Genomic DNA, 26,209 nt, shown 5'->3' with positions numbered 1-26,209 from the left:
CGGGGTGTGCGGACGCACACCCCGCTTCAACGCTAACGGAGTTAGCGGCAGGCGGAAGGCAGGTATTCCGGGTCCAGCCCGCTGCAATTCCAGCCGGAAATCTGGCCGGATGATTCGATAGACGGTGTAAGGGCCATCGTTTCGCCTGAATGCACCCCGTCCTGGAAAGCAACGGAGATTGCACCACTGGAGTTGACGGAAACGTTGCCAGCGTTGAAGTACTGGCCGTTGAGAGAGGCCGCTTGACTCGGAATGGCGGCGTCGGAAGTCGGGTCAGCACCCGCCCCGTTCTCGGAGAAGTACACAGCGATATCGGAGCGCAGCCCGGAAGTGGCCGAGAAGCCCTCGGAGGCCTGCGCCCGGGCGGTGTAGTCCTGATAAGCCGGCAGCGCGATGGCCGCCAGGATGCCGATAATCGCCACGACGATCATCAGCTCGATAAGCGTGAAACCCTTTTGTGCCTTCATGGTATTGCTCCTTCCATCTTGGTTTCGGCTGACCCGCTCGGTCCTGAGCGAGTGCAACCGGGTTTTACCGGATCGGCAAGAACTTCTCAACCGGGTCGGTGTGATCAAGTTCTGGTCTGACTAGAGCACGGACCGTGCCAAGTAGGTGCCCGATTCGTGTCCTGCGGGCTGGCGGGGAGGTCGGTGTGAACTGGTTCACATTTTGGGTGTGTGGGGTGCCCGGGTTTGTCACATGGCGGTCGGGTCGGGTGACGTAAATTGTCAGTCGCCTGTCGGGGCTGAAGCCCCTCCCACGGGGGCATCTCCCCACGTTCAGATGTGGGAGGGGCTTCAGCCCCGATCCGGCTACTCCATGTCCAGCTTCTTCAGCTTGTAGCGCAGGGCGCGGAAGCTGATGCCCAGCAGCTGGGCGGCGGCGGTCTTGTTGTAGTGGGTCTTCTCCAGGGCCTTGACCACGACGTTGCGCTCGACGTCGGCGAGGTAGTCGTCCAGGGCGAAGTCCTCGCTCGGCTCGGGGGTGGCCTCGGTGGTACCGGCTGTGCCGTTGCCCTCGTGGCTGGGCAGCTGGAGGTCCTCCGCCTCGATGGTGTCGCCTTCGCACAGCGTCAGGGCACGCTCGAGGATGTTCTCCAGCTCGCGCACGTTGCCCGGGAATGCGTACGCCCGGAGCGTGCCCAGGGCGGTGTCGCTGACGCGGATGCGGTGGTCGCCGTCGCCGGTGAGCCGCCCGAGGATGTGGTCCACGAGCATGGGGATGTCCTGGCGGCGCTCGCGCAGGCTGGGCACAGCCAGCTGGATGACGTTGATGCGGTAGAACAGGTCCTGCCGGAAGTCGCCGGTCTCCACCAGCTGGGCGAGATCCTGGTGGGTGGCGGAGAGGATGCGCACGTCCACGGGCTGCTCGTGCTCGCCGCCCACCGGGCGCACCGCCTTCTCCTGGATGGCGCGCAGGAGCTTGACCTGCATGGGCTGGGGCAGCTCGGCGATCTCGTCCAGAAACAGCGTGCCGCCGTCGGCGGCCTGGAACAGGCCCTGCTTGTCGCGGCTGGCGCCGGTGAACGCACCTTTCACGTGGCCGAAGAACTCGCTTTCCATGAGCTCCGACGGGATGGCGCCGCAGTTGACCGGAACGAAGGGCGCCTCCCGGCGGTTGCCCTTGTCGTGGATGGTGCGCGCGACCAGCTCCTTGCCGGTGCCGGACTCGCCGCTGATGTAGATGGGGGCGTTGGAGCGGGCCAGCTTGACGATGGTGCCGCGGATCTTCTGCATGGCCGGGGACTCGCCCAGCAGTGTGTCCCGGGAGCGGCGGTCGATGCGCGGACCCCGCGTCAGGCGCATGGCGCCGTCCACCAGCTGGCGGAGCATGCCCAGGTCCACCGGCTTGGGCACGAAGTCGAACGCGCCCGCCTTGAGGGCCTGGACGGCGGCATCCATGCTGCCGTAGGCGGTGATCACCGCCGCCGGCAACTCGGGGCGCTCCCGGTTGATTTCGGCGACGAGATCGATGCCGTTGCCGTCGGGCAGCTGCATGTCGGTGATGCAGAGGTCGAACCTGTGCTCGTCCAGCAGCCGTCGCGCCTCTTCCAGGGTGCCGGCCTGCTCGGCGTCGATGTCCATGCGCTCGAGGGTGACCACGATGAGCTCGCAGATGTCGGGCTCGTCGTCGATGACCAGTGCCAGGGGACGTTCCGTGCTCATGGCGCCTCGTGTCCTGTCGCGGAAAAGGTGATACGAAAGCGGGTGCCGGCGGCGTCCGTGTGGACCAGGCCCAGCCGTGCGTGATTGGCCTCGCAGAGCTCCCGGCAAAGGTAGAGGCCCAGGCCGGTGCCGTCACCCGCGGTGGTGAAGAAGGGCTCGAACAGCCGCTCGCGGTCGGTCTCCGGGATGCCCGGGCCGTTGTCGGCGAGATCCAGGTAGGGCTGCTCGCGGACGTCGTGCCCGGTCTCGAAGGTGAGCGCGAGGTTGCGTTCCGGGCGGCGCGCGTGCCGGGCGGCGTTGGTGATCAGGTTCATGAGGAGCTGGTTCAGGTGGCCGCGGTCGAAGGCGACGGTGAAGCCTTCGTCGACGCCCCCGGTGTCCAGCGTGACCGGCTGCAGCTCCGGCTGGCTGTCCACGTCCCGCTGCAGCTCGGCCAGGAAGCCGGCGAGGTCGATGGCTTCCTGGTCCGGCTGCTGGCGCCGGGACAGCCGCAGGACGTTCTCGACGATGGTGTTCAGGCGTTGGCCGTGGCGATGGATGATGTCCACCAGGCGGCGGTCGCCGCTGCCGAGGTCCGCTTCCCCCAGGAGCTGTCCGGCGTGGGTCATGGCCGACAGGGGGTTGCGGATCTCGTGGGCGATGCTGGCGGTCAGCCGGCCCAGGGAGACGAGCTTGGCCTGCTGCACCTGGGCGTGCATCTCGGCGAGATCCTCCAGGAAGATCACCACGCCGCCGCCGGGCGCATCGGAGAGCACGCGGAAGCGCGGCTGGAGCTGCGGCGCGGTCGGGGCCGCCTGGACGGACTCGGGCTCGCGCCGGGGCTCGGCGCGCCAGCGCGCCAGGGCGCGCGCCAGCGGCGGGCACAGGTCGTCGAGAAGCGGCGCGTCCAGCTCGGCGGGCCGGCCCAGGAACTGCCAGGCGGTGGCGTTCATCAGCCGCACGCGGCCGGCGCGGTCGAGCACCAGCACGCCGTCCTGGAGGCGCTGGACGATGTGGCCGTTGAGGACTTCCTGGTCGGCCAGGTCCTCGCCGCGCTGCTCCGCCAGGGCGTGGCCCTCGCGGGCGCCCCGGGCGAGCAGGTTGCCGGCCAGCGTGACCAGGAACAGGGCGACCCCGAAGGCGCCGACCCGGGCGTAGCCGGCGGTGTCGGCGGTGGCATCCAGCTGGGTGAGGAACTCCAGGAACAGCAGGGTCAGCGAGGCCAGGGCCGCGAACAGCGCGGCCAGGCGCGTCGCCACCAGGATGCCGCCTCCGGCCACGGCCACGAGCATCAGCGCCGCCAGGCCCGGATCCTGGGCATCCGCGGTGTAGATGAGGGCGCTGAGGATGATGATATCCAGCAGCGTCTGCAGGCCCACCTGCAGGGTCAGGAGCCGGCGCACCTGGTAGGCGAGTACCAGCGCCACCAGGGCGACGGTCAGGTAGACGACGGCGATCTGGAGGAACAGCACCGGCTGATCGGAACGGATGAACAACGTGTCCTGGCCGGTGACGAACGCCAGCGTCAGCATCAGCGCCACGACCAGGCGGTACCAGGCGAACAGCCGCAGGGGGCGCCACGTGTAGCGCTCCTGGCCGCTGGTGGTGCTGCCGCGGATGGTGTCGTTGAGCACGCTCAACGGTGCGAAGCCTCCTGCCCTGTACCGGCGGGCATCCGCCCGCCCCCGATCTCGGGAGAGTTGCCGCGGCATTATAGTCGTTGAGCAAACACGGCGGTGTGACGTGGTTCCGCACCGGCGGTGCGCTTTGATTTGCGGCCGCCTTTGGTGGAGAATTGCGGTTCCATTTTCTCGGGAGGTCGGGCGTTACCATGAATCTTCACGAGTACCAGTCCAAGGAACTGTTCTCCGAATACAGCATCCCCATCCCCAAGGGCGATGTCGCCGCCTCGGCGGACGAGGCCGTGGCCGTTGCCGACAAGCTCGGCGGCAGCGTCTGGGTGGTGAAGGCCCAGGTCCATGCCGGCGGCCGCGGCAAGGCGGGCGGCGTCAAGGTCTGCAAGAGCAGGGACGAGGTCCGCGAGTACACGCAGTCCATTCTCGGTACGCGCCTGGTCACCCACCAGACCGACGACAAGGGCATGCCGGTGAACAGCGTCATGGTGGAGCAGGGGCTGGACATCCAGTCCGAGCTGTACCTGGGTGCCCTGGTGGACCGCAGCTCCAAGCGCGTGGTGTTCATGGCCTCCGCCGCCGGCGGCATGGACATCGAGGAAGTCGCCGCGACCGAGCCGGAGAAGATCGTCACCGTGGCGGTGAACCCGGTGGCCGGGCTGCAGGCGTTCCAGTGCCGCCAGGTGGGCTTTGCCCTGGGGCTGGACGGCAACCAGGTGAAGCAGCTCGCGAAGGTAATGGACGGCCTCTACCGGCTGTTCATGGCGCGCGACCTCAGCCTCATCGAGATCAACCCGCTGATCGTCACCGGAGAGGGTGAGCTGCTCGCGCTGGACGCCAAGGTCAACGTCGACGACAACGCCATCGAGGTGGGCCGCCAGAAGGCCATCGAGGCCATGTACGACCCCTCCCAGGAAGACCCCACCGAGGTCGAGGCGGCCGAGCACAACCTCAACTACATCACCCTGGACGGCAACATCGGCTGCATGGTCAACGGTGCCGGCCTGGCCATGGCCACCATGGACGTGGTCAAGGTCCACGGCGGCGAGCCGGCCAACTTCCTGGACGTCGGCGGCGGCACGAACACCGAGCGCGTGACCGCGGCGTTCAAGCTGATCCTCTCCAGCGATTCCGTGGAAGGCGTGCTGGTGAACATCTTCGGCGGCATCGTCCGCTGCGACATGATCGCCGAGGGCATCATCGCCGCGGTGAAGGAAGTGGGCGTGAACGTCCCCGTGGTGGTGCGCCTGGAAGGCACGAACGTGGAGCAGGGCAAGGCCATGCTGCGGGACAGCGGCCTGGATCTCATTGCTGCCGACGATCTCTCCGATGCGGCGCAGAAGATGGTCGCCGCCGTCGGCAAGGCCGCCTGAGTCCACGCCACCGAATCACTGCGAGGTTGTTGTAATGAGTATTCTCGTCGACAAGGACACCAAGGTCATCGTCCAGGGCTTCACCGGCAAGCAGGGCACGTTCCACGCGACCCAGGCCCTGGAGTACGGCACCCGCATCGTCGGCGGCGTGACGCCCGGCCGCGGTGGCGAGACCCACCTGGACCTGCCGATCTTCAACACGGTGAAGGACGCCGTGCGCGAGACCGGCGCCCAGGCCTCCATGATCTACGTGCCCGGTGGCTTCGCCGCCGACGCGATCCTGGAAGCCGCCGAGGGCGGCATCAAGGTCATCGCCTGCATCACCGAGGGCATCCCGGTGCTGGACATGCTCAAGGTCAAGGCGGCCCTGGCGTACTACGACGACGTGCGCCTGATCGGCCCCAACTGCCCGGGCATCATCACGCCGGACGACTGCAAGATCGGCATCATGCCGGGGCACATCCATCAGAAGGGCCGCATCGGCATCGTCTCGCGGTCCGGCACCCTGACCTACGAGGCGGTCAAGCAGACCACCGACGCCGGCCTGGGGCAGAGCACCTGCGTGGGCATCGGCGGCGACCCCATCCAGGGCATGTCCTTCGTGGACGTCCTTGAGCTGTTCAAGGACGACCCGCAGACCGAGGGCGTGGTCATGGTGGGCGAGATCGGCGGCACCGCCGAGGAGGAGGCCGCCGAGTACATCCGGGCCCACGTCAACAAGCCCGTGGTGGCGTACATCGCCGGTGTCACGGCGCCTCCCGGCAAGCGCATGGGGCACGCGGGTGCCATCATCAGCGGCGGCAAGGGGACCGCGGACGACAAGTTCGGCGCCCTGGAAAAGGCCGGCGTCGCCACGGTGCGCTCACCCGCCGAGATCGGCGAGCGCATGAAGGCGCTGCTGGGCTGACGCCCCGAGCCCGCCGTTCCGGCCGCGCCGCCGCCGGCCCGCGGCGGCGGCCCTGTTGAACCTGGCATGGAGCGCACCGGCATGTCCGAGCGACTGTGCGTCGCAATGGCCCAGCTGGACACCCGGGTGGGGGACGTGGCCGGCAACACCGAGCAGGTGATTGCCACCGCGCTCCGGGCCCGGGATCACCACGGCGCGCACGTGGTGGTCTTCCCGGAGCTGACCCTGACCGGCTATCCGCCGGAGGATCTCCTCTTCCGCCCGGATTTCATTCACAGCATCGGCGAGGCCCTGGCGCGGATCCGCGACGAGGTCTCCGGTGTCGCGGTGGTGGTGGGCTTCCCGCACTACGAGAAGCAGCGGCTGTGCAACTCCGCGGCGGTGCTGCAGGACGGCATGGTGCTGGGCGTCTACCACAAGCACCACCTGCCCAACGGCGGCGTGTTCGACGACAAGCGCTACTTCCAGCCCGGCAGTACGCCGCTGGTGGTGGATATCCACGGCCACGCCTGCGGCATCACCATCTGCGAGGACCTCTGGCACCCCGGGCCGGCGCGCTGGGCGGCGGACGAGGGCGCCGAGGTGCTGTTCAACCTCAACGCCTCGCCCTACCACCAGGGCAAGTTCGAGGACCGCCAGGCCGTCATCCACGCGCGCCAGCAGGAGGCCGGGCTGCCCGTGATCTACGTCAACCTGGTGGGCGGCCAGGATGAGGTGGTCTACGACGGGGTGTCCGTGGCCTACGGCGGGGACGGCACGCTGGCCGCCCGGGCGCCGGCGTTTACCGAGGGCCTGTGGCCGGTCACGCTCGCCCGCGGGGCCGATGGCCTGGTTCCGGAGGCCGGCGAGATCGCCGAGCTTCCGGAGGAGGAGGACCTGATCTACCGGGCCCTGGTGCGCGGCCTTGCCGACTACGTCAACAAGAACGGCTTCCCCGGCGTGGTGCTGGGGCTGTCCGGCGGCATCGACTCGGCGTTCAGCGCCGTGGTGGCGGTGGATGCCCTGGGCGCCGAGCGCGTGCATGCGCTCATGCTCACGTCCCGCCACACGTCCCAGCAGAGCCTGGACGATGCCGCCGAGTGCGCGCGGCTGCTGGGCATCGGCTATGACCGGCTGAGCGTCGACGGGGCCTACCAGGCGTGCCTGGACGAGCTGGCGCCGGCGTTCGGCGACCGGCCCATGGATACCACCGAGGAGAACATGCAGTCCCGGGCGCGGGGGCTGATGCTCATGGCCTGGTCCAACAAGTTCGGCCCCATGGTGCTGGCCACCGGCAACAAGAGCGAGTACGCCGTCGGCTATGCCACCCTGTACGGGGACATGTGCGGCGGCTTCGCGCCGCTGAAGGACGTCTACAAGACCCTGGTCTACCGGCTTGCGGAGCGGCGCAACGCCCGCGGCCGCGTCGTGCCGCAGCGGGTCATCGACAAGGCGCCCACGGCGGAGCTGCGGGAGGACCAGAAGGACGAGGACTCGCTGCCGCCGTACCCGGTGCTGGATGCCATCCTGCACCGGTACGTGGACGAGGACGTCTCGGTGAACACGCTGATCCGCGACGGCTACGATGCCGGCGCGGTGCGGCAGGCTGTGGCGCTCCTGCACCGGAACGAATACAAGCGGCGCCAGGCGGCCCCCGGGGTCAAGGTGACCCGCAAGGCCTTCGGGCGCGAGCGGCGCTACCCCATCACGTCGGGCTATCGCCCCTGGCTGTGAGCCGGGCGCAGCGCGAACACCAGCAACACGACGCGAGGTTGCCATGAAGAAGATCGAAGCCGTAATCAAGCCGTTCAAGCTCGACGACGTGCGCGAGGCGCTCTCGGAAATCGGCATTACCGGTATGACGGTCACCGAGGTGAAGGGCTTCGGCCGCCAGAAGGGCCACACCGAGCTCTATCGCGGCGCCGAGTACGTGGTCGACTTCCTGCCGAAGATGCGCGTGGAGCTGGTGGTCGGGGACGACCAGGTGGACCGCTGCGTGGAAGCCATTACCGGCGCCGCCAAGACCGGCAAGATCGGCGACGGCAAGATCTTCGTCACCCCGGTGGACCGCGTCCTGCGCATCCGCACCGGGGAGGAGGACGAGGAGGCGATCTGACCGGGGGCAGCGTCGTCGCACTTGAGAGATGCTGTCAGGAGCGGCCGTAGGAGCGACGTGAGTCGCGACCGTTGCAGAGCGTCAGGTTCCCTGGAACGTCGCGACTCACGTCGCTCCTACGCCTGCCACTACTGTTGTGGGAGCGGCTTCAGCCGCGATTCGCACAGGCTCTGGAACCAGTCGCGGCTGAAGCCGCTCCCACGGCGGGCATTATCCTGGTAGGAGCGACGTCAGTCGCGACCTTCCAGGGAATCCGACCACTCTGCAAGGTCGCGGCTGAAGCCGCTCCTACACAGCTTCGGCGGCGCCTGGTGCAGGATGCTGAGGGAGGGGCTTCAGCCCCGACGAGCCCGTGGCGGGATTGTCTGCAACGTCGCGACTGACGTCGCTCCTACGGCCGTCCTATGACCGGTATGGCGGAACTCCCGCGGCGCGCCGTCTACGAGCCGCTTTCCTGCGTATCGGCCGTCGCCTCGCCCTCGCCGAGGCCCGGCGAGAACAGCGGATCCTGCAGGGCCGGGTCGTCCGCGTAGTTCATCTCCAGCACGCGCACCACGTCCTCGCGCAGCTTGTCCAGCTCCAGGTGGCCGTAGGCTTCCGCGAGCACGCGCAGGGCATGGCGCACCGACGGCGTGCCCTGGAAGTTCTCGATGACGTTCTGGGCCCGGTTGGCGGCGGCGACGTAGGCACCGCGACGCATGTAGTAGTCCGCGACATACATCTCGTAGAAGGCGAGGTGCTGGCGCAGGCGGATCATGCGATCCTCGGCGTCGGCGGCGTACTCGCTGTCGGGAAATCGCTGCACTACCTGCTGGAAATCCGCGTAGGCCTCGCGGATGGCGTTGGGATCCCGCGTCCGGCGATCGATGTCGAAGGTGCGCGTGAGAAAGTCGTTGCCCCGGTCGAGGTTGGCACGGCCGCGCATGTAGCGGGCGTAGGCCACGTTCTCGTCGCGCGGATGGAGGCGGATGAACCGGTCCGCGGCGCTGATGGCCGAGCCCATCTCCCCGGCCTCGAAGTAGGCGTAGATGAGGTCCAGCTGCGCCTGGCGCGAGTAGCGGCCGAACGGATAGCGCGTCTGGAGATCCTCCAGGCGCTCCGCGGCCGTCTGGTAGTTGCCGCGTTCCATGGCCTCGCGCGCCCGCTGGTAGAGCTCGTCCGCCGAGGCCTCCCGCTCCTCCTCCTGCTGGCGGGCGTCGGGCATTCTCGAGCCGGTGACCTCCGTGGTGTCGCGCGTGCTGCACGCGGTCAGCACGATCGCCAGCACGATCGCCAGCACGAGCAGCAGTGCGGGGAAAAGGCGAGACATGAAACCATCCGTCATGAAAAATGAGGCGCTATTCTAGCGTGCCAGCGCCCCCGGTGTCCTGTATTCAGGGGCGCCCAGGGCAATGCGTACGGCAGCCGCCGGGCGCCGGAACTGCTATCATGGCTCCGTTACGCCGCAGGGCGGCGTCCATGTACACATCCGCTTAGTGTCGATTCGAGTCGCAGAGTTCCCATGAGCCATCCCCTGGAGCTGGAAGCCACCATCCCCGCCGAGGCCGCGGGTACGCGCCTGGATCGCGCCCTGGCGGACGTCTTCCCCGATCACTCCCGCAGCCGCCTGCAGCAATGGCTCAAGGACGGTGCCGTGACCGTCGACGGGGCCCACCGGCGCGGCCGCGACAAGGTGGCCGGGGGCGAGCACGTGCGCGTGTGCGCGTCCGTGGAGAGTGACACGCCCTCCGTGGTCGCCGAGCCCATGGCCCTGGATGTGGTGCACGAGGACGAGCACCTGCTGGTGGTCAACAAGCCCGCGGGGCTGGTGGTGCACCCCGGTGCCGGCAACGCCGCCGGGACGCTGCAGAATGCGCTTCTGCACCGCCATCCTCACCTCGAGCGCATTCCCCGTTGCGGGATCATTCACCGCATCGACAAGGATACCTCCGGGCTTCTCGTGGTGGCGCTGTCGGATCGCGCCCATACGGAGCTGACCCGGCAGCTGCAGGACAAGACGGTGGGGCGAGAGTACGACGCTCTGGTAGCGGGCACGTTCACCGCCGGCGGCACCGTGGACGCGCCCATCGCCCGGCATCCGAAGGACCGCAAGCGCATGGCCGTGGTGGCCACGGGCCGCCCGGCCGTGACGCACTACCGCATCGGCGAGCGCTTCAGCGCCCACACGCTGCTGCGGGTGTTCCTGGAGACGGGCCGCACGCACCAGATCCGCGTGCACATGGCCTACCGGCAGCACCCGCTGGTGGGCGATCCGGTGTACGGCCTGCGCCCGCGCCTGCCCAAGGGGGCCGACGACGCCGTGCGCTCCGCCCTCGGCGGTCTCGGGCGGCAGGCCTTGCATGCCGCGCGCCTGGCGCTCCGGCACCCGGACAGCGGCGACGAGCTGGCCTGGGAGGTGCCGCGGCCCGCGGACATGGAGGCGGTGCTGCAGGCACTGCGTGATCACGACCGGCGCATGGCGTCATGACGCATCCCTGGATCGAACCCGACTGGCCGGCGCCCGCCCGTGTGCAGAGCGTGTCCACCACGCGCCGGTGCGGGGTCAGCGCCCCGCCGTACGCGAGCCTGAACCTGGGCCGGCATACCCGTGACAACCCGCTGGCCGTCGCCCGCAACCAGCAGTGCCTGCGCCGGGCGGCCGGGTTGCCCGGCCGCGTGTTCTGGCTGCGGCAGGTGCACGGCACCCGGGTGGTCGCCGCCCACGACAGCGACCCCGAGCCCGAGGCCGACGCCGTCTGGACGGACCGCCCAGGGCTCCCCTGCGGGGTGCTCACGGCGGACTGCCTGCCCGTGCTCTTGTGCGATCGCGCGGGTACCCGCGTGGCGGTGGCCCACGCCGGCTGGCGGGGTCTCGCCGGCGGTGTCCTGGAGGCCACGGTGGCCGCGCTGGATGTCGCGCCGGCCGAGCTTGTTGCCTGGATGGGGCCGGCCATCGGCCCCGGTCATTTCGAGGTGGGCGACGAGGTCCGCAGCGCCTTCCTCGATGCCGATGACGGCGCCGAGACGGCGTTCCGGGCGAGCCGGCCCGGCCACTGGTATGCCGACCTCTACCAGCTGGGCCGCCGCCGCCTGGGGCGCCTGGGGGTGGCGGATGTCTCCGGCGGCGGATTCTGCACCCATGCCGAGGCCGACCGGTTCTTCTCCTATCGCCGCGACGGCGAGACCGGGCGCATGGGGACGGTGATCTGGCTGGCGGAGGAGGGGAGCCGGTAGTGTCAGGCTCTGGGAGGTCGCGACTGACGTCGCTCCTACGGCGGGTTTCTGGAAAGTCTTTCCCGTAGCCCGCCGTAGGAGCGACGTCAGTCGCGACCTCCCAGAGCATCACCCCGCCCGGGCCCATCGGCCCGTCGGGGCTAAAGCCCCTCCCACAATGCCACCCGAAGCCATGACGGCGGGCATCGGAAGATCCCGGCCATCACCCACCGTAGGAGCGGCTTCAGCCGCGACCTTCCAGAGCATCACCCCGCCCGGGCCCATCGGCCCGTCGGGGCTGAGCCCCCTCCCACAATGCCACCCGAAGCCATGACGGCGGGCATCGGAAGATCCCGGCCATCGCCCGCCGTAGGAGCGGCTTCAGCCGCGACCTTCCAGAGCCTCATCCGCCGGGTGATCGGGGCTGAAGCCCCTCCTGCAGCAGCTCCCGGGGGAAGCGCCTTCCCTGCCGCACGCGTCGTATCCGTTGACCTGCATCAAAGGGTCGGTCTTCCATTTGCCGCATGTTGTCCCCATGTAGTGGGTCAGAGATATCCACAGGCTTTTGAGGGACAGATTTCATGCGAATGGACAAACTGACGACCAAGTTCCAGACGGCGCTGCAGGACGCGCAGTCCCTGGCCGTGGGGCGGGACAATCAGTTCATCGAGCCGGTGCACCTGATGGTCGCGCTCCTGGACCAGGAAGGCGGCACCGTGCGCCACCTGCTGAACCAGGCGGGCGTCAACGTCAACTACCTGCGTTCCCAGCTCGGCAACGCCATGGAGCGGCTGCCGTCGGTGCAGGGCGGCGACGGCCAGGTGCAGCTGTCCAACGACCTGGCGCGGCTGCTCAACCAGACCGACAAGCTGGCGCAGAAGCGCAGCGACCAGTACATCTCCAGCGAGCTGTTCGTGCTCGCCGGGGTGGAGGACAAGGGCAACCTGGGCGAGCTGCTGCGCAAGGCCGGGGCCACGAAGGATGCCGTCGAGCAGGCCATCGAGGCGGTGCGCGGCGGCGAGTCGGTGAACGACCCCAACGCCGAGGACCAGCGCCAGGCCCTGGAGAAGTACACCATCGATCTCACCGAGCGGGCCGAGCAGGGCAAGCTCGATCCGGTCATCGGCCGTGACGACGAGATCCGCCGCACCGTGCAGGTGCTGCAGCGGCGCACCAAGAACAACCCGGTGCTCATCGGCGAGCCCGGCGTCGGCAAGACGGCCATCGTCGAGGGGCTGGCCAGCCGTATCGTCAACGGCGAGGTGCCCGAGGGGCTCACCAACAAGCGGGTGCTGTCCCTGGACATGGGTGCGCTGGTGGCCGGCGCGAAGTACCGCGGCGAGTTCGAGGAGCGCCTCAAGGGGGTGCTCAATGACCTGGCCAAGCAGGAAGGCCAGATCATCCTGTTCATCGACGAGATCCACACCATCGTCGGTGCCGGCAAGGCTGAGGGCTCCATGGACGCCGGCAACATGCTCAAGCCGGCCCTGGCCCGCGGCGAGCTCCACTGCATCGGCGCCACCACGCTGGACGAGTACCGCAAGAACATCGAGAAGGACGCCGCCCTGGAGCGGCGCTTCCAGAAGGTGCTGGTGGACGAGCCGTCGGTGGAGGACACCATCGCCATCCTGCGCGGGCTCAAGGAGCGCTACGAGGTCCACCACAAGGTGCAGATCACCGACCCGGCCATCGTCGCGGCGGCGACCCTGTCGCACCGCTACATCACCGACCGGCAGCTGCCGGACAAGGCCATCGACCTGGTGGACGAGGCGGCCTCGCGCATCCGCATGGAGATCGACTCCAAGCCCGAGGAGATGGACCGTCTGGAACGGCGCCTGATCCAGCTCAAGATCGAGCGCGAGGCGCTGAAGAAGGAATCGGACGAGGCCTCCCGCAAGCGGCTGCAGACCCTGGAGGAAGAGGTCGAGCGCCTGGAGAGCGAATACGCCGAGCTCGAGGAGATCTGGAGCTCGGAGAAGGCCTCAGTGGAAGGCACCACCACCATCAAGGAGCAGCTGGAGCGGGCCCGGCAGGAGATGGAGACGGCCCGGCGCGCCGGCGACCTCACGCGCATGTCCGAGCTCCAGTACGGCACCATCCCGGAGCTGGAGCGCAAGCTGGACATGGCCTCCCAGGCCGACATGACCGGGGAGAAGCGCCTGCTGCGCAGCGACGTGGGCGAGGAGGAGATCGCCGAGGTGGTCTCCAAGTGGACGGGCATTCCCGTGGCCAAGATGCTCGAGAGCGAGAAGGAGCGGCTCCTGCGCATGGAGGAGGCCCTGAGCGAGCGCGTGGTCGGGCAGCAGGAAGCCGTCAAGGTGGTGTCCGACGCCATTCGCCGCTCCCGCGCCGGGCTGTCGGATCCCAACCGGCCCAACGGCTCGTTCCTGTTCCTGGGTCCCACGGGTGTCGGCAAGACCGAGCTGTGCAAGGCGCTGGCCTGGTTCCTCTTCGATACCGAGGACGCCATGGTGCGCATCGACATGTCGGAGTTCATGGAGAAGCATTCCGTGGCCCGGCTCGTGGGTGCGCCGCCGGGATACGTCGGCTACGAGGAAGGCGGCTATCTGACCGAGGCCGTGCGCCGCAAGCCCTACTCCGTCATCCTCCTGGACGAGGTGGAGAAGGCGCACGCGGACGTGTTCAATATCCTCCTGCAGGTGCTGGATGACGGCCGGCTCACGGATGGTCACGGGCGCACGGTGGACTTCAAGAACACCGTCATCGTCATGACCTCCAACCTGGGCTCCGAGGTGATCCAGGCCATGGCCGGCGAGGAGAACTACACGCAGATGCGTCACCAGGTGATGGATATCGTCGGCACCCACTTCCGACCGGAGTTCATCAACCGGGTCGACGACGTGGTGGTGTTCCACCCGCTGGAGCAGGAGCAGCTCAAGGCCATCGCCGCCATCCAGACCCAGTACCTGTCCGAGCGGCTGGCCGAGCGCGACATGGCGATCCGTTTCACGGACGCGGCCCTGGCCAAGCTCTCCGAGGCCGGCTTCGACCCGGTCTACGGTGCCCGGCCGCTGAAGCGGGTGATCCAGTCCCGGGTGGAGAACGCCCTGGCCCACCAGATCCTGGAGGGCAAGTTCCTCCCCGGGGATCTCGTGGAGGTGGATTACAAGGACGGCACGTTCACCTTCGACCGGCGGGCCAACGAGGCCGCGTAAGCCGGGAGTCGGTTGAAATGGCGGCATGTCGCCGCCATTTCTGCAGCAGCGGCGGGAGGAACGGCCCATCGGTTCTTTCCGCCGCTGCCTGTGAGACTCCCCCTGAAATCCAGCGGCCGGATTGCGGGCCCCGACGCAATCCGGCCGCTTTTCGTGGCATTTGGGTTACAGGACACTAGCGCTGGAAGCGGCGCTGCTCCAGCCCGTCCATGGCGATGGCGGGGTCACGCCCGGCGATGACGTCGGCCACCACGTGCGAGCAGCCGCAGGCGAAGGTCCAGCCCAGGTGCCCCGGTCCCGCATTCAGGTACAGGCCGGGTACCGGCGAGGCGCCGAGAATGGGCGGGCCGTCCACGGTCATGGGACGCAGGCCGGCCCAGTAGGCGGGCTCGCAGCCGTCCGCGTGCTCGCCCAGGCTGGGGAACAGCCCGGCCGCCTGGCGCAGCACCGTGGCGGCGCGCCGGGTCTGCAGGCTGCTGTCATAGCCCGCGAACTCCGCCGTGCCGGCCAGGCGCACGCGGTCGCCGAGGACGGTGAGCACGACCTTGCGGGCGTCGTCGATGACCGGGATCGCCGGCGGGTTGCTCCAGCCCTGCAGGGGCAGGGTCACGGAATAGCCCTTGACCGGGTAGATGGGCAGGCGCACGCCCGCGCGGCCGGCCAGCCGGCGGGCGTCGTTGCCGGCGGCGAGCACGCAGGCGTCCGCCGGCAGCGGCCCGCTGGAGGTCTCCACGGCCTGGAAGCGTCCGCCGTCAAGGCGCAGCTGCTCCACCGCGGTGGCGTAGCGGAAGTCCACGCCCCGATCCGCGGCCAGCGCGGCCAGGCGCTCGGTGAACAGCCGGGCGTCGCCGCTCTCGTCGTCGGGGTAGTAGATGCCGCCGACCAGCTGGTGGCGGGCCTCCTCCAGCGCCGGCTCCAGGGCGACGGTCTGGCGCGGATCGAGCACCGAGTGGCGCACGCCCAGCGGCGCCATGAGGTGGGAGGCGTGCAGGGCCTTGTCCATGGCCTCGTGCTCATGGAAGACCTTGAGAATGCCGTTGCCGGCCTCGTCGTAGCGGATGCCGGTCTCCCGGCGCAGATCCCGCAGCAGGCCCAGGCTGTAGACGGCCAGCGAGGCGTTGACGGCGGTGTGCTGCTCGAAGCGCTTGCGCGTGCTGTTGCGCAGGAAACCGAGGCCCCAGCCGGCCAGGCGCGGGATCTGGCCGGGACGCAGCAGCAGCGGCGAGTCCTCGCGCCCGAGCCACCGCAGCAGCTGCCAGACCACCCCGGGCGCGTTCCACGGCTCCGCGTGGCTGGCATGGAGCATGCCGCCGTTGGCGAAGCTGGTCTCTTCCCCGGGCCGGGAGGCGCGCTCCACGACGGTGACGTCATGGCCGTCGCGGGCGAGATACCAGGCGGACGTTACCCCGAGCACCCCGGCGCCGATCACGATGATGCGCATAGATCCCCCGATCCCTAGTACCGCCGGTTGTTCTCCCAGTGCAGCGCCGTGCGCACGATGACGTCGAGATCATCGTAGGCGGGCTCCCAGCCCAGGCGCCGGCGGATGCGGTCGGCGTTGGCGACGAGCCGCGCCGGGTCGCCCGGTCGCCGGTCGCCGTGGGTGACGTTGAGCGGGGCCCCGTGGAGGCGCTCCACCGTGTCGAGGACTTCCAGCACGCTGTAGCCGTGGCCGTAGCCGCAGTTGAGCGTCAGCGACTCGCCGCCGCCGCGCAGGTGGTCCAGCGCCAGCACGTGGGCGTGGGCCAGGTCCTCCACGTGGATGTAGTCGCGGATGCAGGTCCCGTCCGGGGTGGGGTAGTCGGTGCCGAAGACCTGCATGCCCTCGCGCCTGCCGGCGGCGGCCTCTGCCGCAACCTTGATCAGCAGCGTCGCCCGGGGCGTGGACTGGCCGATGCGCCCGTCCAGGGATGAGCCGGCGACGTTGAAATAGCGCAGGCTGACGTGGCTGAGCTCTCCGGCGGTGGCCAGGTCCTGGAGCATCCACTCCGTGGCCAGCTTGGACCGTCCGTACGGGTTGATCGGGTCCAGCGGGCTGTCCTCGCCGGCCGCGTCCCCGTCCACCTCGCCGTAGACCGCGGCGGTGGACGAGAACACCACGCGCCGGACGCCCTCCGCCAGGCAGGCTTCGAGGAGCAGGCGGCTGTTGTTGGTGTTGTTGCGGTAGTACTTGAGCGGATCGGCCACGGACTCGGGCACCACCGTATGGGCGGCGAAGTGCATGACCGTATCCACGGCGTAGTCCCGCAGGATCCGGCGCACGAGCGCCTGGTCGCCGGTGTCGCCCTCGATGAGGTCGGCGCCCTCGGTCGCTTCCCGGAAGCCCGTGGACAGATTGTCCAGGATGACGACGCGTTCGCCGCGGGCGATGAGCTGGCGGGCGGCATGGCTGCCGATGTAGCCGGCGCCGCCGGTAACGAGGATTGCGGATTGGGCCACGTGTCGTCCTTCCCTGATTGCCTGGGAACGCCATTATGGGGTGCGCCCGCTGTGCACGGCAACGCGCCCCGCCGTCGCGGCGCTCAGGAGTCGGTGCGCGGCGCGGGCTCGATGGGCGTGGCGCCGACCTCCCGGTCGCAGCCGTGGGTGAGCTCCGTGAGCGCGGTCTCCAGCTCCCGGCGCTTCACCTCCAGGCCCTGATCGTCGGTATCCGCGGCGACTTCCATCGGCTCGCCCCAGGCGACGATCCCGCGGCTAAACGGGTGCGCCACCACGAAGCGGTCCCAGCTGCGCAATACCAGCCGCGAGGAGGTGGCGAAGGTCACCGGCACGATGACGGCGCCGCTGCGCCGCGCGGCGTGGACGACGCCGCCGCCGAGCCGCATGCGCGGCCCGCGGGGTCCGTCCGGCGTGACGCCCACCGCCTCGCCCCGCGCCAGGCACGCGAGGATCTGCTGGAAGGCCGATGCCCCGCCGCGACTGGAGGAGCCGCGGATGGTGTCCGTGCCCAGGTGCGAGAACACGCGTGCCAGCAGCTCGCCGTCGCGGTGGGTGGAGATGAGCACGTGGAACGGGTGCCCGCGGGCGACGGCCTGCCAGGCCCAGGGCAGCATCATGAGGCGCTGGTGCCAGAGGACGACGATCACCGGTCGCCCGGCGCGGACGTACGCGTGCGGGCCGTCGCCGCCGCGGACCTGCCAGCGCGTGGTCGCGCGCACCAGGCGGATGTACTGCGCCAGGAGCCAGGCGATGCAGGCCCGTGCCCTGGGGCCGCGGGTGATGTCCTTGTGCCAGCGCAATGGGTTCGGTCCTGTCCGTATATGGCCCGGGGCCGGAACCCGGAGCCTACCGAAGCCCCTGCCGCGGCGTCGAGCGGTTTGCCGGGGGCGGGGCTCCCGGCACGGTGCCGTCAGCGCACGATGGCAATGCCGGCGCGCAGGGTCGGGCCGGACTGCTGGTCGTAGCCCAGCAGGCTCTCGCCGTAGCCGTTGAAGTACTGGATGTAGAGGTAGGCGCCGGTGCGGGCGAAGATGCGCTCGCGCAGGGGGATGGAGAGGTCCACCTGGGTGGTGTGGTGGCCGCCCAGGCCGTACCGGTATCGCGTCTGGACCACCCAGCTGTCGTCGTTGCCGTAGCGCAGCAGCAGGTCGCCGTAGCCGCGATAGTCCTCGATATCCGTGTTATACCGTCCCTTGTCGAGGTAGGCATGGAACGTCGGTGCGAGGAGCAGCTCGCGGTCGAGCACGTCCAGCGACAGCCCCGGCTGGACGAAGGCCGTGTTGAGGCTCCGGGACTCGTCGCCGGCCTGCCCGTTGGATTCGTGTTCCACGCCGATGCGCAGGAAGCTGCCGCTGTTCGGACCGTGGAGCCTGCCGGTCTGCCAGAACACGCTGGGCCTGTAGCTGGAATCCTCGAACGGGGCCGACTCCTCGTCCCAGTTCCACAGCGAGGTCTGGGTATAGCCGAAGTGGATGTCCGCCAGCCAGGGCGCGTTACGCGCCAGTAACGACTTCCGGTCCAGGATGCGGTACTTGAAGCTGAGCTGGAAACGCGCCTTGGTGTCCTCGCCGGCGCCGCGCCCGACCACGAAGTACAGCGGCTCGTGCACGGTAAGCGCCGGCGCGTCGTCGCTCGCCATTTCCTGGCGTACGGAGTCCTCGCCCGGGCCGGGTTCGCCGTCGGCGTCCTGCCCGGTCGCAGGCGATACGCCGGCGGCAGAGCATGCCAGCCAGAAGGCGGCCAGGGCGAGATACCTGGTTGCGGTGCGTGGGCGTTGTCTGTCGGGGCGCATGAGATCTTCCTTGCATCACGGGCGGCGCAACGGCATCATACCGACTGACTAGTCCGTCCACAAAGCGAAATCATGACTGACGAACCGACCGGGCCGGTGCGCAAGCGGGTGCGCAAACCGGCGGAGCAGCGTCGCGAGGAAATCCTCGACGCCGCCGTTGCCGTGTTTGCGGATCAGGGCTATCGCGCGGCGGATTGCCAGGATATAGCCGATCGCGCCGAGGTGGGCAAGGGGACGGTCTACCGCTACTTCGAGACCAAGGAAGTGCTGTTCCTGTCGACCCTGACGCACGTGATGGAGCAGCTCAAGAGCGAGGCCGAAGCCGCGGTGACGGTATCCGGGGACCCGCTGGAGAAGATCCGGGCCGGTGTCCGCGCGTACCTCGCTTTCTTCGACAGCCAGCCGGAGGTGGTCGAGCTGGTCATTCAGGAGCGGGCCGAGTTCCGCGAGCGCGGCAGCCCCCTGTACTTCGTCTATGCCGACAACGAGCGCGGCGGCTGGCTGGCCCTGGTCCAGGAGCTGGCGGATCAGGGGCGGCTGCGGGTCGGCAATGCCGATGCCGCCCTGCGGATGCTGGAGGATCTGCTGTTCGGCACGGTGGTGAGCAGCCGCCTGTCCATGGACCGGCGCGGTCTCCGGGAGCGGGCGAGCGAGATCCTGGACATCTTCGAGTACGGGGTACTGGCCCGTTAATGAACAATTCCCGCGGCTGCGAGTCGATACCGCAGTCCCCTGAACGACCACGCCGAGAGTGAACCAAGCCAGGAGCAAAGAGAGAATGTTCGAATCCCAGGGACGAGCCCGACGACGCGCGGCCCGCGGAGCCGTGCTGGTGGTGGTCGCCGCGGCGCTCGCCGCGTGCGGCTCGGAGCAGGGCAGCGGCGGCCAGGGCGGTCCGGCGGGCCCGGGCGGCGGCGGACCTGCGCCGGTGACGGTGATCACCGCCGAGGCCGGTTCCGTGGACGTGGAGCAGCAGTATGCCGGGCGCGTGCGCGGCTCCCGCGAGGTGGAGGTCCGCAATCGCGTGGAAGGGGTCCTGGAGGAACGCCTCTACCGCGAGGGCCAGATCGTTGAGCAGGGCGAGGCCATGTTCCGCATCGATTCCGAGCCGTTCGAGGTGGCGGTCCGGGCGGCCGAAGCCGAGCTCGCCACGGTCCAGGCCGACCTCGCCCAGGCGCGGCGGGAGTGGGAGCGAACCTCGCGGCTGTACGAGCGCAACGCCGTCAGCGAGCGCGAGCGCGACCAGGCCCGGTCGGCGCTGGAGCTGGCCCGGGCGCAGGTGGCGGTGGCCGAGGCCCGGGTGGAGCAGGCCCAGCTCGACCTGGACTACACCGAGGTGAAGGCGCCCGTGTCCGGCGTGACCAGCCTCGAGGCGCGCCCGGAGGGCAGCCTGCTGGAGCAGGGAGCGCTGCTGTCCACCATCGTCCAGCAGGACCCGGTACACGTGCGCTTCGCCCTGCCCGAGAGCGATGCCGCCATCCAGCGGACCGCCCGCGAGGCCATGCGCGACGGCGGTGACGGCGACCACAAGCGGGAAGCGCGCGTCATCCTGCCGGACGGCAGCGAGTACGAGCGCACCGGCGTGATCGACTTCACTGCTTCCACCATCGACAGCAGCACCGGCACCGTGCTGGCGCGGGCCGTGTTCGACAACCCGGACGATGTCCTCATCCCGGGCCAGTTCGTACGGGTGCGCGTGCTTCTGCGAACGCTGGACGACGTCATCGTCGTGCCGGAGAAGGCCGTCGGCTCGGGGCCCGAGGGGCCGCAGGTATACCTGGTGGGCGACGACAGTACCGCGCGGTCACGGCCCGTGGAGCTGGGCCCGGTCACGCCGGAGGGGCAGGTGATTCTCGACGGGCTGGAGCCCGGTGACCGGGTCGTGGTCAACGGCCTGGCCGGGCTCCGGGACGGCGCCGAGGTCGACGCCGATCGGGCGGACGACGGAGGGGGCGAGTAATGCTGCGCTTCTTCATCGACCGGCCGATCTTCGCCTCGGTGATGTCGATCATCATCGTCATTGCCGGCGGTTCAGCGCTCTATACCCTTCCCGTCGAGCAGTACCCGGACGTGGTGCCGCCGCAGGTGGTCGTGGAGGCCGCCTACCCGGGCGCCAGCGCCGAGGTGATCTCGGAGACGGTGGCCGCGCCCCTGGAGCAGGAGATCAACGGCGTCGACGACATGATCTACATGGAGTCGAGCAGCACCGACGCCGGCTCGGTAAGCATCACCGTATCCTTCGACGTCGGCACCGATCCGGATCAGGCCACCATCAACGTCAACAACCGGGTCCAGCGCGCGCTCTCGCGCCTGCCGCAGCAGGTGCGCGACCAGGGCGTGCAGGTGGAGGCGCGCTCCACCTCCATCCTGCAGGTCGTGACCATGCGCTCCGCCGACGGTGCCATGACCCCGGTGGAGATCAGCAACTACGCGCTGCTCAACGTTCTCGACGAGCTGGTACGTCTCCCGGGCGTCGGCGATGCCTCGCTGTTCGGGGCGCAGGACTACTCCATGCGCGTGTGGCTGCGGCCGGACAAGATGGCGGAGTTCGGGCTGACGCCCAGCGATGTGGCGGCCGCGTTGCGCGAGCAGAACGCGCAGTTCGCCGCCGGCCGCATCGGCGGGGAGCCGTCGCCCGAGGACCAGGCGTTCACCTACACCGTGTCCGCGCCGGGGCGGCTGGATTCGCCGCAGGAGTTCGAGGAGATCATCCTGCGCAGCAGCAGCGAGGGCAGCAGCCTGCGGCTGGGTGATGTCGCCCGCGTCGAGCTCGGCGCCCAGCGCTATGACTTCTCCGCCGTGCACAACGGCCAGCCGGCGGTGCCCATCGGCATCTACCTCCAGCCCGGTGCCAACGCCGTGGAGACGGCGGCCACGGTGCGCGAGACCCTGGCGGAGATCGAGCAGCGGTTTCCGGCGGATCTGGAATACCGGATCCCCTACGACACCACCGAGTTCATCGACGCCTCCATCCAGGAGGTGCTGATCACCCTGGCCATCGCCCTGGTCCTGGTGGTGCTGGTCACGTTCGTGTTTCTCCAGCACCTGCGCAGTACGCTCATCCCGGTAGTGGCGATCCCGGTGTCGCTCATCGGCACCTTCGCCGGGATGCAGCTGTTCGGCTTTTCGGTGAACCTGCTGACGCTGTTCGGGCTGATCCTGGCCATCGGCGTGGTGGTGGACAACGCCATCATCGTCATGGAGAACGTCGAGCGGCTCATGCACGAGCACGGCATGTCCGCCTACGACGCCTCGGTGGAGACCGTCAAGCAGGTGTCCGGGGCCGTGGTGGCGTCGACTCTCGTTCTCGTGGCCGTGTTCGCGCCGGTGGCCTTCCTGGGCGGCCTGACCGGGGAGCTCTACCGGCAGTTCGCCATTACCATCGCGGTGTCCGTGGTGATCTCCGGGGTGGTGGCGCTGACGCTGACGCCGGCCATGTGCGCCCTGCTGCTGGACCGCACGCCGACGACGACGCCGGCGCCCCTGCGCTGGTTCAACCGCGGCTTCGACGCGGTGACCAACGGCTTCGTCGCCATGGTCAACTTCATCCTGCGCCACGCGGTTCTCGGCGTCGTGCTGTTCGCCGTGGTCATCGGCGGCTCGCTCTTTCTGCTGGACCGCATGGCGTCCGGCCTGGTGCCCCAGGAAGACCAGGGCTTCGTCCTGGTCTCGCCCAGCCTGCCGCCGGCCGCTTCCCTGGGGCGCACGGAGGACGCGCGCGACGCCCTGGTCGGGCGGCTGACGTCCATGGATGCGGTGGAGGACGTGGTGAGCTTCGCCGGCTACGACATCATTGCCGGCGCCCTGCGGACCAATGCGGCCACCGCCTTCGTGAGCCTGGAGGACTGGGACGAGCGCACGGCTCCCGGCCAGGATGCCCAGAGCATGGCCGGTCGCATCATGGGAATCGGCGCGGAGATGGAGGAGGCCAGCGTCATGGCGTTCGTGCCGCCGCCCATCCAGGGCCTGTCGCTGACGGGCGGAGTGACCGGCTATGTCCAGGTGCGCGGCGGTGCCGATGCCGAGGAGGTGCGCGAGATCGCCGGCGAGCTGCAGGCGGCGGCGTCGGAGCGTCCCGAGCTCGCGCGCGTGAACGTGACGCTGGATACCGGTATCCCGCGCTACGATGCGGAGATCGACCGGGAGAAGGCCAAGGCCCAGGGCGTGCGCGTGGACGAAGTCTTCGCGGCCATGCAGAGCACCTTCGGCTCCCTGTACGTCAACGACTTCACCATGGCCGGGCGCAACTGGCAGGTCAATCTGCAGTCGGAAGGCGCGTTCCGCAGCCATCCCAACGATCTCCGGCGGGTGTTCGTGCGTTCCGACTCCGGCGACATGATCCCCGTGAGCTCGCTGGTGACCCTGGAGCGCACCCAGGGGGCGGACGTCTTCAACCGCTTCAATGTCTACCCGGCCGCGAAGATCATGGCCGATCCCGCGCCCGGGTACACCACGGGTGATGTCCTGGGGGTGATGCAGGAGCTCGGCGACCGGGTCCTCGATCGCGACGCGCAGCTGGGCTGGATCGGCGAGGCCTACCAGCTGGTGGATGCCGGTGCCACGGGCGGGCTGGCGTTCGGCCTCGGCATGATCATGGTGTTCCTGATCCTGGCGGCACAGTACGAGCGGCTGACGCTGCCCCTGGCCGTGGCGACGGCGGTGCCCTTCGCGCTGCTGGGTGCGGCGGTGGCGTCGTGGCTGCGCGGCTTCCCCAACGATATCTATTTCCAGGTCGGGCTGCTGGTGCTCATCGGCCTGGCGGCGAAGAACGCCATTCTCATCGTCGAGTTCGCGGCGCAGAACCGGGACGCCGGCATGAGCCCCACGGACGCCGCCAGCGCGGCGGCGCGGCAGCGCTTCCGCGCCATCATGATGACGGCGCTGACGTTCATCATCGGCTCCCTGCCGCTGGTGTTCGCCTCGGGCGCCGGCGCGGCCAGCCGGCAGGAGATCGGCACCGTGGTGGTCGGCGGCATGATCGCCGCCAGCTCCCTGGCGCTGGTCTTCGTGCCGCTGTTCTATCGCCTGCTGGAAGACATGGCGGCGCGCCGCGAGCAGCGCCGCAAGGGGGGACGTAGCGATGCGTAAACTGTTGGCCGCCGTTGCCGGCGCCCTGCTCCTGGCCGGGTGTGCCGTCGGTCCCGACTACGAGCAGCCGGCGCTGGACCTTCCCGCGGAGTGGCCCGAGCACGTGCTGCTCTCGGACGAGGACCGCGCGGCCTGGCAGCAATGGTGGACCCGCTTCGACGACCCGGTTCTGGACCGCCTGGTCGCCCGGGCGCTGGATGACAACCTGGACATCCGGCTGGAGGCCCAGCGGATTCTCGAGGCCCGGGCGCAGCTCGGGCTGGCGGATGCCAACCAGTACCCGACGGTCGAGGGCCAGGCGCAAGCCGCACGGGAGAACCAGCCGCGCACCACGGCTGCTGTGCCCGGCGCGGCGGGTCCGGGGAACCTCTTCTCGGTGACCGGCACGCTGGCCTACGAGGTGGATCTCTGGGGGCGTCTGGCGCGCCAGGAGGAGGCGGCCGGCGCCCGGCTGCGGGAGTCGGTGTTCAGCCGCGACGCCGTGCGCCTCAACGTGGTCGCCGACGTGGTGGCCACCTACTTCGACCTGCGTGCGGCACAGCGGCAGCTGACCATCACCGAGCGCACCCTGGAGTCGCGCGAGCGGACCTACGATCTCGAGAAGGCGCGCTACGAGGCCGGCGAGACGGACGCCCTGGCGCTGCGCCAGGCGGAGTCGGAGCTGGAGACGACACGGGCCCGGATCCCGCCCCTGCGCGAGCGGGTGCGGACCCTGGAGAGTGCCCTGGCGGTGCTGGTGGGCATGTCGCCGGCCGAGCTTCTCGAGCAGCTCGACTTCGCCGAGGGCTCCCTGGTGGACGTGCGGCTGCCGGAGGACGTGCCGTCGGTGCTGCCCTCGGAGCTCCTGCAGCGCCGCCCCGATATCCGGGCCGCCGAAGCAGCGCTGATCGCGGCCAATGCCGAGATCGGCGTAGCCGAGGCGAGCCGGCTCCCGAGCCTGAATCTCACGGCGTTTCTCGGCTCCACGGCCACGGCGACGGACGATCTGTTCACCGCCCCCGCGGAGACCTGGGGGGTCGGGGCGTCCCTGCTCGGGCCCATCCTCGACTTCGGCCGCAACGCTGCGCGCGTGGATACGGCGCAGGCGCGCCGGGCACAGGCCGAGACCCAGTACCGGATGACCGTCACCAACGCCTTCCGGGAGGTGCGGGACGCGCTCGTTCTCTACGAGACCACCCAGGAGCGGGTCGAGGCCGTGGAACGCCAGGTGGCAGCCATCGAGGAGACGCGGCGCATCGCCCAGGTTCGCTACGACGAGGGGCTGACAAGCTTTATCGAGCTGCTGGATGCCCAGCGCGCGCTGCTGGACGCGGAGCTGGCCCTGGCCGAAGCGAAGCGGGACCGCCTGAGCGCGACGGCCACCCTGTTCAAGGCCATGGGAGGCGGCTGGAGCGAGGCCGAGCGGCAGTCCGCGGCCGAAGGGCAACGGTGACGCAGGGCGGCGATGGGCGCGTGAACGGGACAGTTGACAGCGACACGCCATCTGGCGCAGAGTATCGCGCTCTAAAACGGAGGGGTTCCCGAGCGGCCAAAGGGGGCAGACTGTAAATCTGCTGGCACAGCCTTCGGAGGTTCGAATCCTCCCCCCTCCACCGAACACTGACAGTGCACGGCGCCGGGACGTCGGCACGGAACGGAACGAAGCCTCCCAGGGGGGAGGATTCGAACCGAACAGAGGTTCGAGCGGCTCGCGTAGCGAGCCACAGCGTTGCCGCGCAGCGGCAACGGCCCGGAGGGCGGAGCGCCGCAGGCGCGGAGTAATCCTCCCCCCCTCCACCGAACACTGACAGTGCACGGCGCCGGGACGTCGGCACGGAGCGGAACGAAGCCTCCCAGGGGGAGGATTCGAACCGAACAGAGGTTCGAGCGGCTCGCGAAGTGGCCGGCCGCTGAAAGTGCGAGGCGCCGGAGCGCCGGCACGCGATTTTAGGAGCAGTGTTGTCGCCCTCGGGCGGCAAACGGGGCGCCTGCCTTCGGTCGGCGCCTATTGCTCGTCTGAACGGGTTGGCCGGAGGCAGCGATGCGCGCCCCGGGTCCGATTCCCGCGGGTGTAGTTCAACGGTAGAACCTCAGCCTTCCAAGCTGATGATGTGGGTTCGATTCCCATCACCCGCTCCAGACCGAAGGCCGGAGGTGGCCCGAAAGAGGTTGGCAGCGCCCATATAGCTCAGAGGTAGAGCACTCCCTTGGTAAGGGAGAGGTCGGCGGTTCAAATCCGCCTATGGGCTCCATTTCTGTTGCGTGTCCGTACGATGAACCGTGGCTGCGGTTCCGAGCGTGAAAAAGGAAAGGCCGGGAGAACTCCATGTCCAAGAGCAAGTTTGAGCGTAAGAAGCCGCACTGCAATGTCGGTACGATTGGTCATGTGG

The 26,209-nt window shown here is 69.3% G+C and carries 19 protein-coding genes and 3 tRNA genes; 14 read left to right on the top strand and 8 right to left on the bottom strand.

Annotated elements, in window-relative coordinates; translation table 11 throughout:
• Window positions 1-41: 41 nt before the first annotated feature.
• The 3 genes from QWY84_RS00110 to QWY84_RS00100 all read right to left on the bottom strand — a co-directional run bounded on the left by QWY84_RS00110 (window position 42) and on the right by QWY84_RS00100 (window position 3,778).
• On the bottom strand, window positions 42-467 hold the full coding sequence (locus QWY84_RS00110) for a pilin (RefSeq protein WP_290200342.1): 426 nt from the start codon (window positions 465-467) through the stop codon (window positions 42-44).
• A 345-nt stretch (window positions 468-812) separates the two neighbouring features.
• Window positions 813-2,165, bottom strand: coding sequence for a sigma-54-dependent transcriptional regulator (locus QWY84_RS00105; protein ID WP_290200341.1), 1,353 nt, complete (start codon window positions 2,163-2,165; stop codon window positions 813-815).
• Window positions 2,162-3,778, bottom strand: coding sequence for a sensor histidine kinase (locus QWY84_RS00100; RefSeq protein ID WP_290202651.1), 1,617 nt, complete (start codon window positions 3,776-3,778; stop codon window positions 2,162-2,164). Before QWY84_RS00100 ends, QWY84_RS00105 begins: the two co-directional genes overlap by 4 nt.
• 197 nt (window positions 3,779-3,975) lie before the next feature.
• Here QWY84_RS00100 and sucC point away from each other — a divergent pair, with 197 nt between their 5' ends.
• The 4 genes from sucC to QWY84_RS00080 all read left to right on the top strand — a co-directional run bounded on the left by sucC (window position 3,976) and on the right by QWY84_RS00080 (window position 8,153).
• Entirely contained in the window at window positions 3,976-5,151 is a 1,176-nt protein-coding gene (gene sucC / locus QWY84_RS00095) for an ADP-forming succinate--CoA ligase subunit beta (protein WP_290200340.1), read from the top strand.
• 34 nt (window positions 5,152-5,185) lie between these two features.
• Window positions 5,186-6,058, top strand: a complete 873-nt coding sequence (sucD, locus tag QWY84_RS00090) for a succinate--CoA ligase subunit alpha (RefSeq protein ID WP_290200339.1) — start codon at window positions 5,186-5,188, stop codon at window positions 6,056-6,058.
• Between the two features lie 81 nt (window positions 6,059-6,139).
• Window positions 6,140-7,771 (top strand): NAD+ synthase, encoded by a 1,632-nt coding sequence (locus tag QWY84_RS00085; protein ID WP_290200338.1) that lies wholly within the window; start codon window positions 6,140-6,142, stop codon window positions 7,769-7,771.
• Window positions 7,772-7,814: 43 nt separating this feature from the next.
• Window positions 7,815-8,153: a P-II family nitrogen regulator gene (locus QWY84_RS00080; RefSeq protein ID WP_290200337.1), complete on the top strand. Its 339-nt coding sequence runs from the start codon at window positions 7,815-7,817 to the stop codon at window positions 8,151-8,153.
• A gap of 439 nt (window positions 8,154-8,592) precedes the next feature.
• Here QWY84_RS00080 and QWY84_RS00075 read toward each other — a convergent pair whose 3' ends face one another.
• Window positions 8,593-9,462, bottom strand: coding sequence for an outer membrane protein assembly factor BamD (locus QWY84_RS00075; protein ID WP_290200336.1), 870 nt, complete (start codon window positions 9,460-9,462; stop codon window positions 8,593-8,595).
• Window positions 9,463-9,654: 192 nt separating this feature from the next.
• On the opposite strand from QWY84_RS00075, the gene rluD reads away from it, so the two are divergent.
• The 3 genes from rluD (at window position 9,655) to clpB (ending at window position 14,521) form a co-directional block, all read left to right on the top strand.
• Window positions 9,655-10,620 carry a 23S rRNA pseudouridine(1911/1915/1917) synthase RluD gene (rluD, locus tag QWY84_RS00070; RefSeq protein ID WP_290200335.1) on the top strand — a complete coding sequence of 322 codons (966 nt, stop codon included), beginning with the start codon at window positions 9,655-9,657 and terminating at the stop codon, window positions 10,618-10,620.
• A complete protein-coding gene (gene pgeF / locus QWY84_RS00065; protein ID WP_290200334.1) occupies window positions 10,617-11,366 on the top strand; it encodes a peptidoglycan editing factor PgeF in 750 nt (249 codons plus the stop codon). Before rluD ends, pgeF begins: the two co-directional genes overlap by 4 nt.
• Before the next feature lie 560 nt (window positions 11,367-11,926).
• Window positions 11,927-14,521, top strand: coding sequence for an ATP-dependent chaperone ClpB (gene clpB, locus QWY84_RS00060; protein ID WP_290200333.1), 2,595 nt, complete (start codon window positions 11,927-11,929; stop codon window positions 14,519-14,521).
• A 175-nt stretch (window positions 14,522-14,696) separates the two neighbouring features.
• On the opposite strand, the gene QWY84_RS00055 is transcribed toward clpB, so the two are convergent.
• The 4 genes from QWY84_RS00055 to QWY84_RS00040 form a co-directional block, all read right to left on the bottom strand.
• Window positions 14,697-15,962, bottom strand: a complete 1,266-nt coding sequence (locus QWY84_RS00055; RefSeq protein ID WP_290200332.1) for a D-amino acid dehydrogenase — start codon at window positions 15,960-15,962, stop codon at window positions 14,697-14,699.
• A 14-nt stretch (window positions 15,963-15,976) separates the two neighbouring features.
• The gene (gene galE, locus QWY84_RS00050) at window positions 15,977-16,960 is read right to left on the bottom strand and encodes a UDP-glucose 4-epimerase GalE (RefSeq protein WP_290200331.1); all 984 of its coding nucleotides are present in this window, start codon (window positions 16,958-16,960) and stop codon (window positions 15,977-15,979) included.
• Window positions 16,961-17,043: 83 nt separating this feature from the next.
• Window positions 17,044-17,760, bottom strand: a complete 717-nt coding sequence (locus QWY84_RS00045; protein WP_290200330.1) for a lysophospholipid acyltransferase family protein — start codon at window positions 17,758-17,760, stop codon at window positions 17,044-17,046.
• A gap of 110 nt (window positions 17,761-17,870) precedes the next feature.
• Window positions 17,871-18,752, bottom strand: coding sequence for a phospholipase A (locus QWY84_RS00040; protein WP_290200329.1), 882 nt, complete (start codon window positions 18,750-18,752; stop codon window positions 17,871-17,873).
• Window positions 18,753-18,824: 72 nt separating this feature from the next.
• Between QWY84_RS00040 and QWY84_RS00035 the strand changes: the two genes are divergently transcribed.
• The 7 genes from QWY84_RS00035 to QWY84_RS00005 all read left to right on the top strand — a co-directional run bounded on the left by QWY84_RS00035 (window position 18,825) and on the right by QWY84_RS00005 (window position 26,071).
• Entirely contained in the window at window positions 18,825-19,445 is a 621-nt protein-coding gene (locus tag QWY84_RS00035) for a TetR/AcrR family transcriptional regulator (RefSeq protein ID WP_290200328.1), read from the top strand.
• 85 nt (window positions 19,446-19,530) lie between these two features.
• Entirely contained in the window at window positions 19,531-20,712 is a 1,182-nt protein-coding gene (locus tag QWY84_RS00030) for an efflux RND transporter periplasmic adaptor subunit (RefSeq protein ID WP_290200327.1), read from the top strand.
• Window positions 20,712-23,840, top strand: coding sequence for an efflux RND transporter permease subunit (locus tag QWY84_RS00025; RefSeq protein WP_290200326.1), 3,129 nt, complete (start codon window positions 20,712-20,714; stop codon window positions 23,838-23,840). Before QWY84_RS00030 ends, QWY84_RS00025 begins: the two co-directional genes overlap by 1 nt.
• The gene (locus QWY84_RS00020) at window positions 23,833-25,272 is read left to right on the top strand and encodes an efflux transporter outer membrane subunit (protein WP_290200325.1); all 1,440 of its coding nucleotides are present in this window, start codon (window positions 23,833-23,835) and stop codon (window positions 25,270-25,272) included. The genes QWY84_RS00025 and QWY84_RS00020 overlap by 8 nt, the downstream gene beginning before the upstream one ends.
• A gap of 78 nt (window positions 25,273-25,350) precedes the next feature.
• Window positions 25,351-25,432: transfer RNA gene (locus QWY84_RS00015), tRNA-Tyr, on the top strand.
• Between the two features lie 452 nt (window positions 25,433-25,884).
• Window positions 25,885-25,958 (top strand) — tRNA-Gly (locus tag QWY84_RS00010).
• A gap of 38 nt (window positions 25,959-25,996) precedes the next feature.
• Window positions 25,997-26,071, top strand: a tRNA-Thr gene (locus tag QWY84_RS00005).
• The last annotated feature ends 138 nt before the right edge of the window (window positions 26,072-26,209 follow it).

This window comes from Aquisalimonas lutea (assembly GCF_030409225.1).
Taxonomy (GTDB): domain Bacteria; phylum Pseudomonadota; class Gammaproteobacteria; order Nitrococcales; family Aquisalimonadaceae; genus Aquisalimonas; species Aquisalimonas lutea.
The sequence above is the reverse complement of the archived record's forward strand: the minus strand, read 5'-3'. Positions and strand labels throughout refer to the sequence as shown.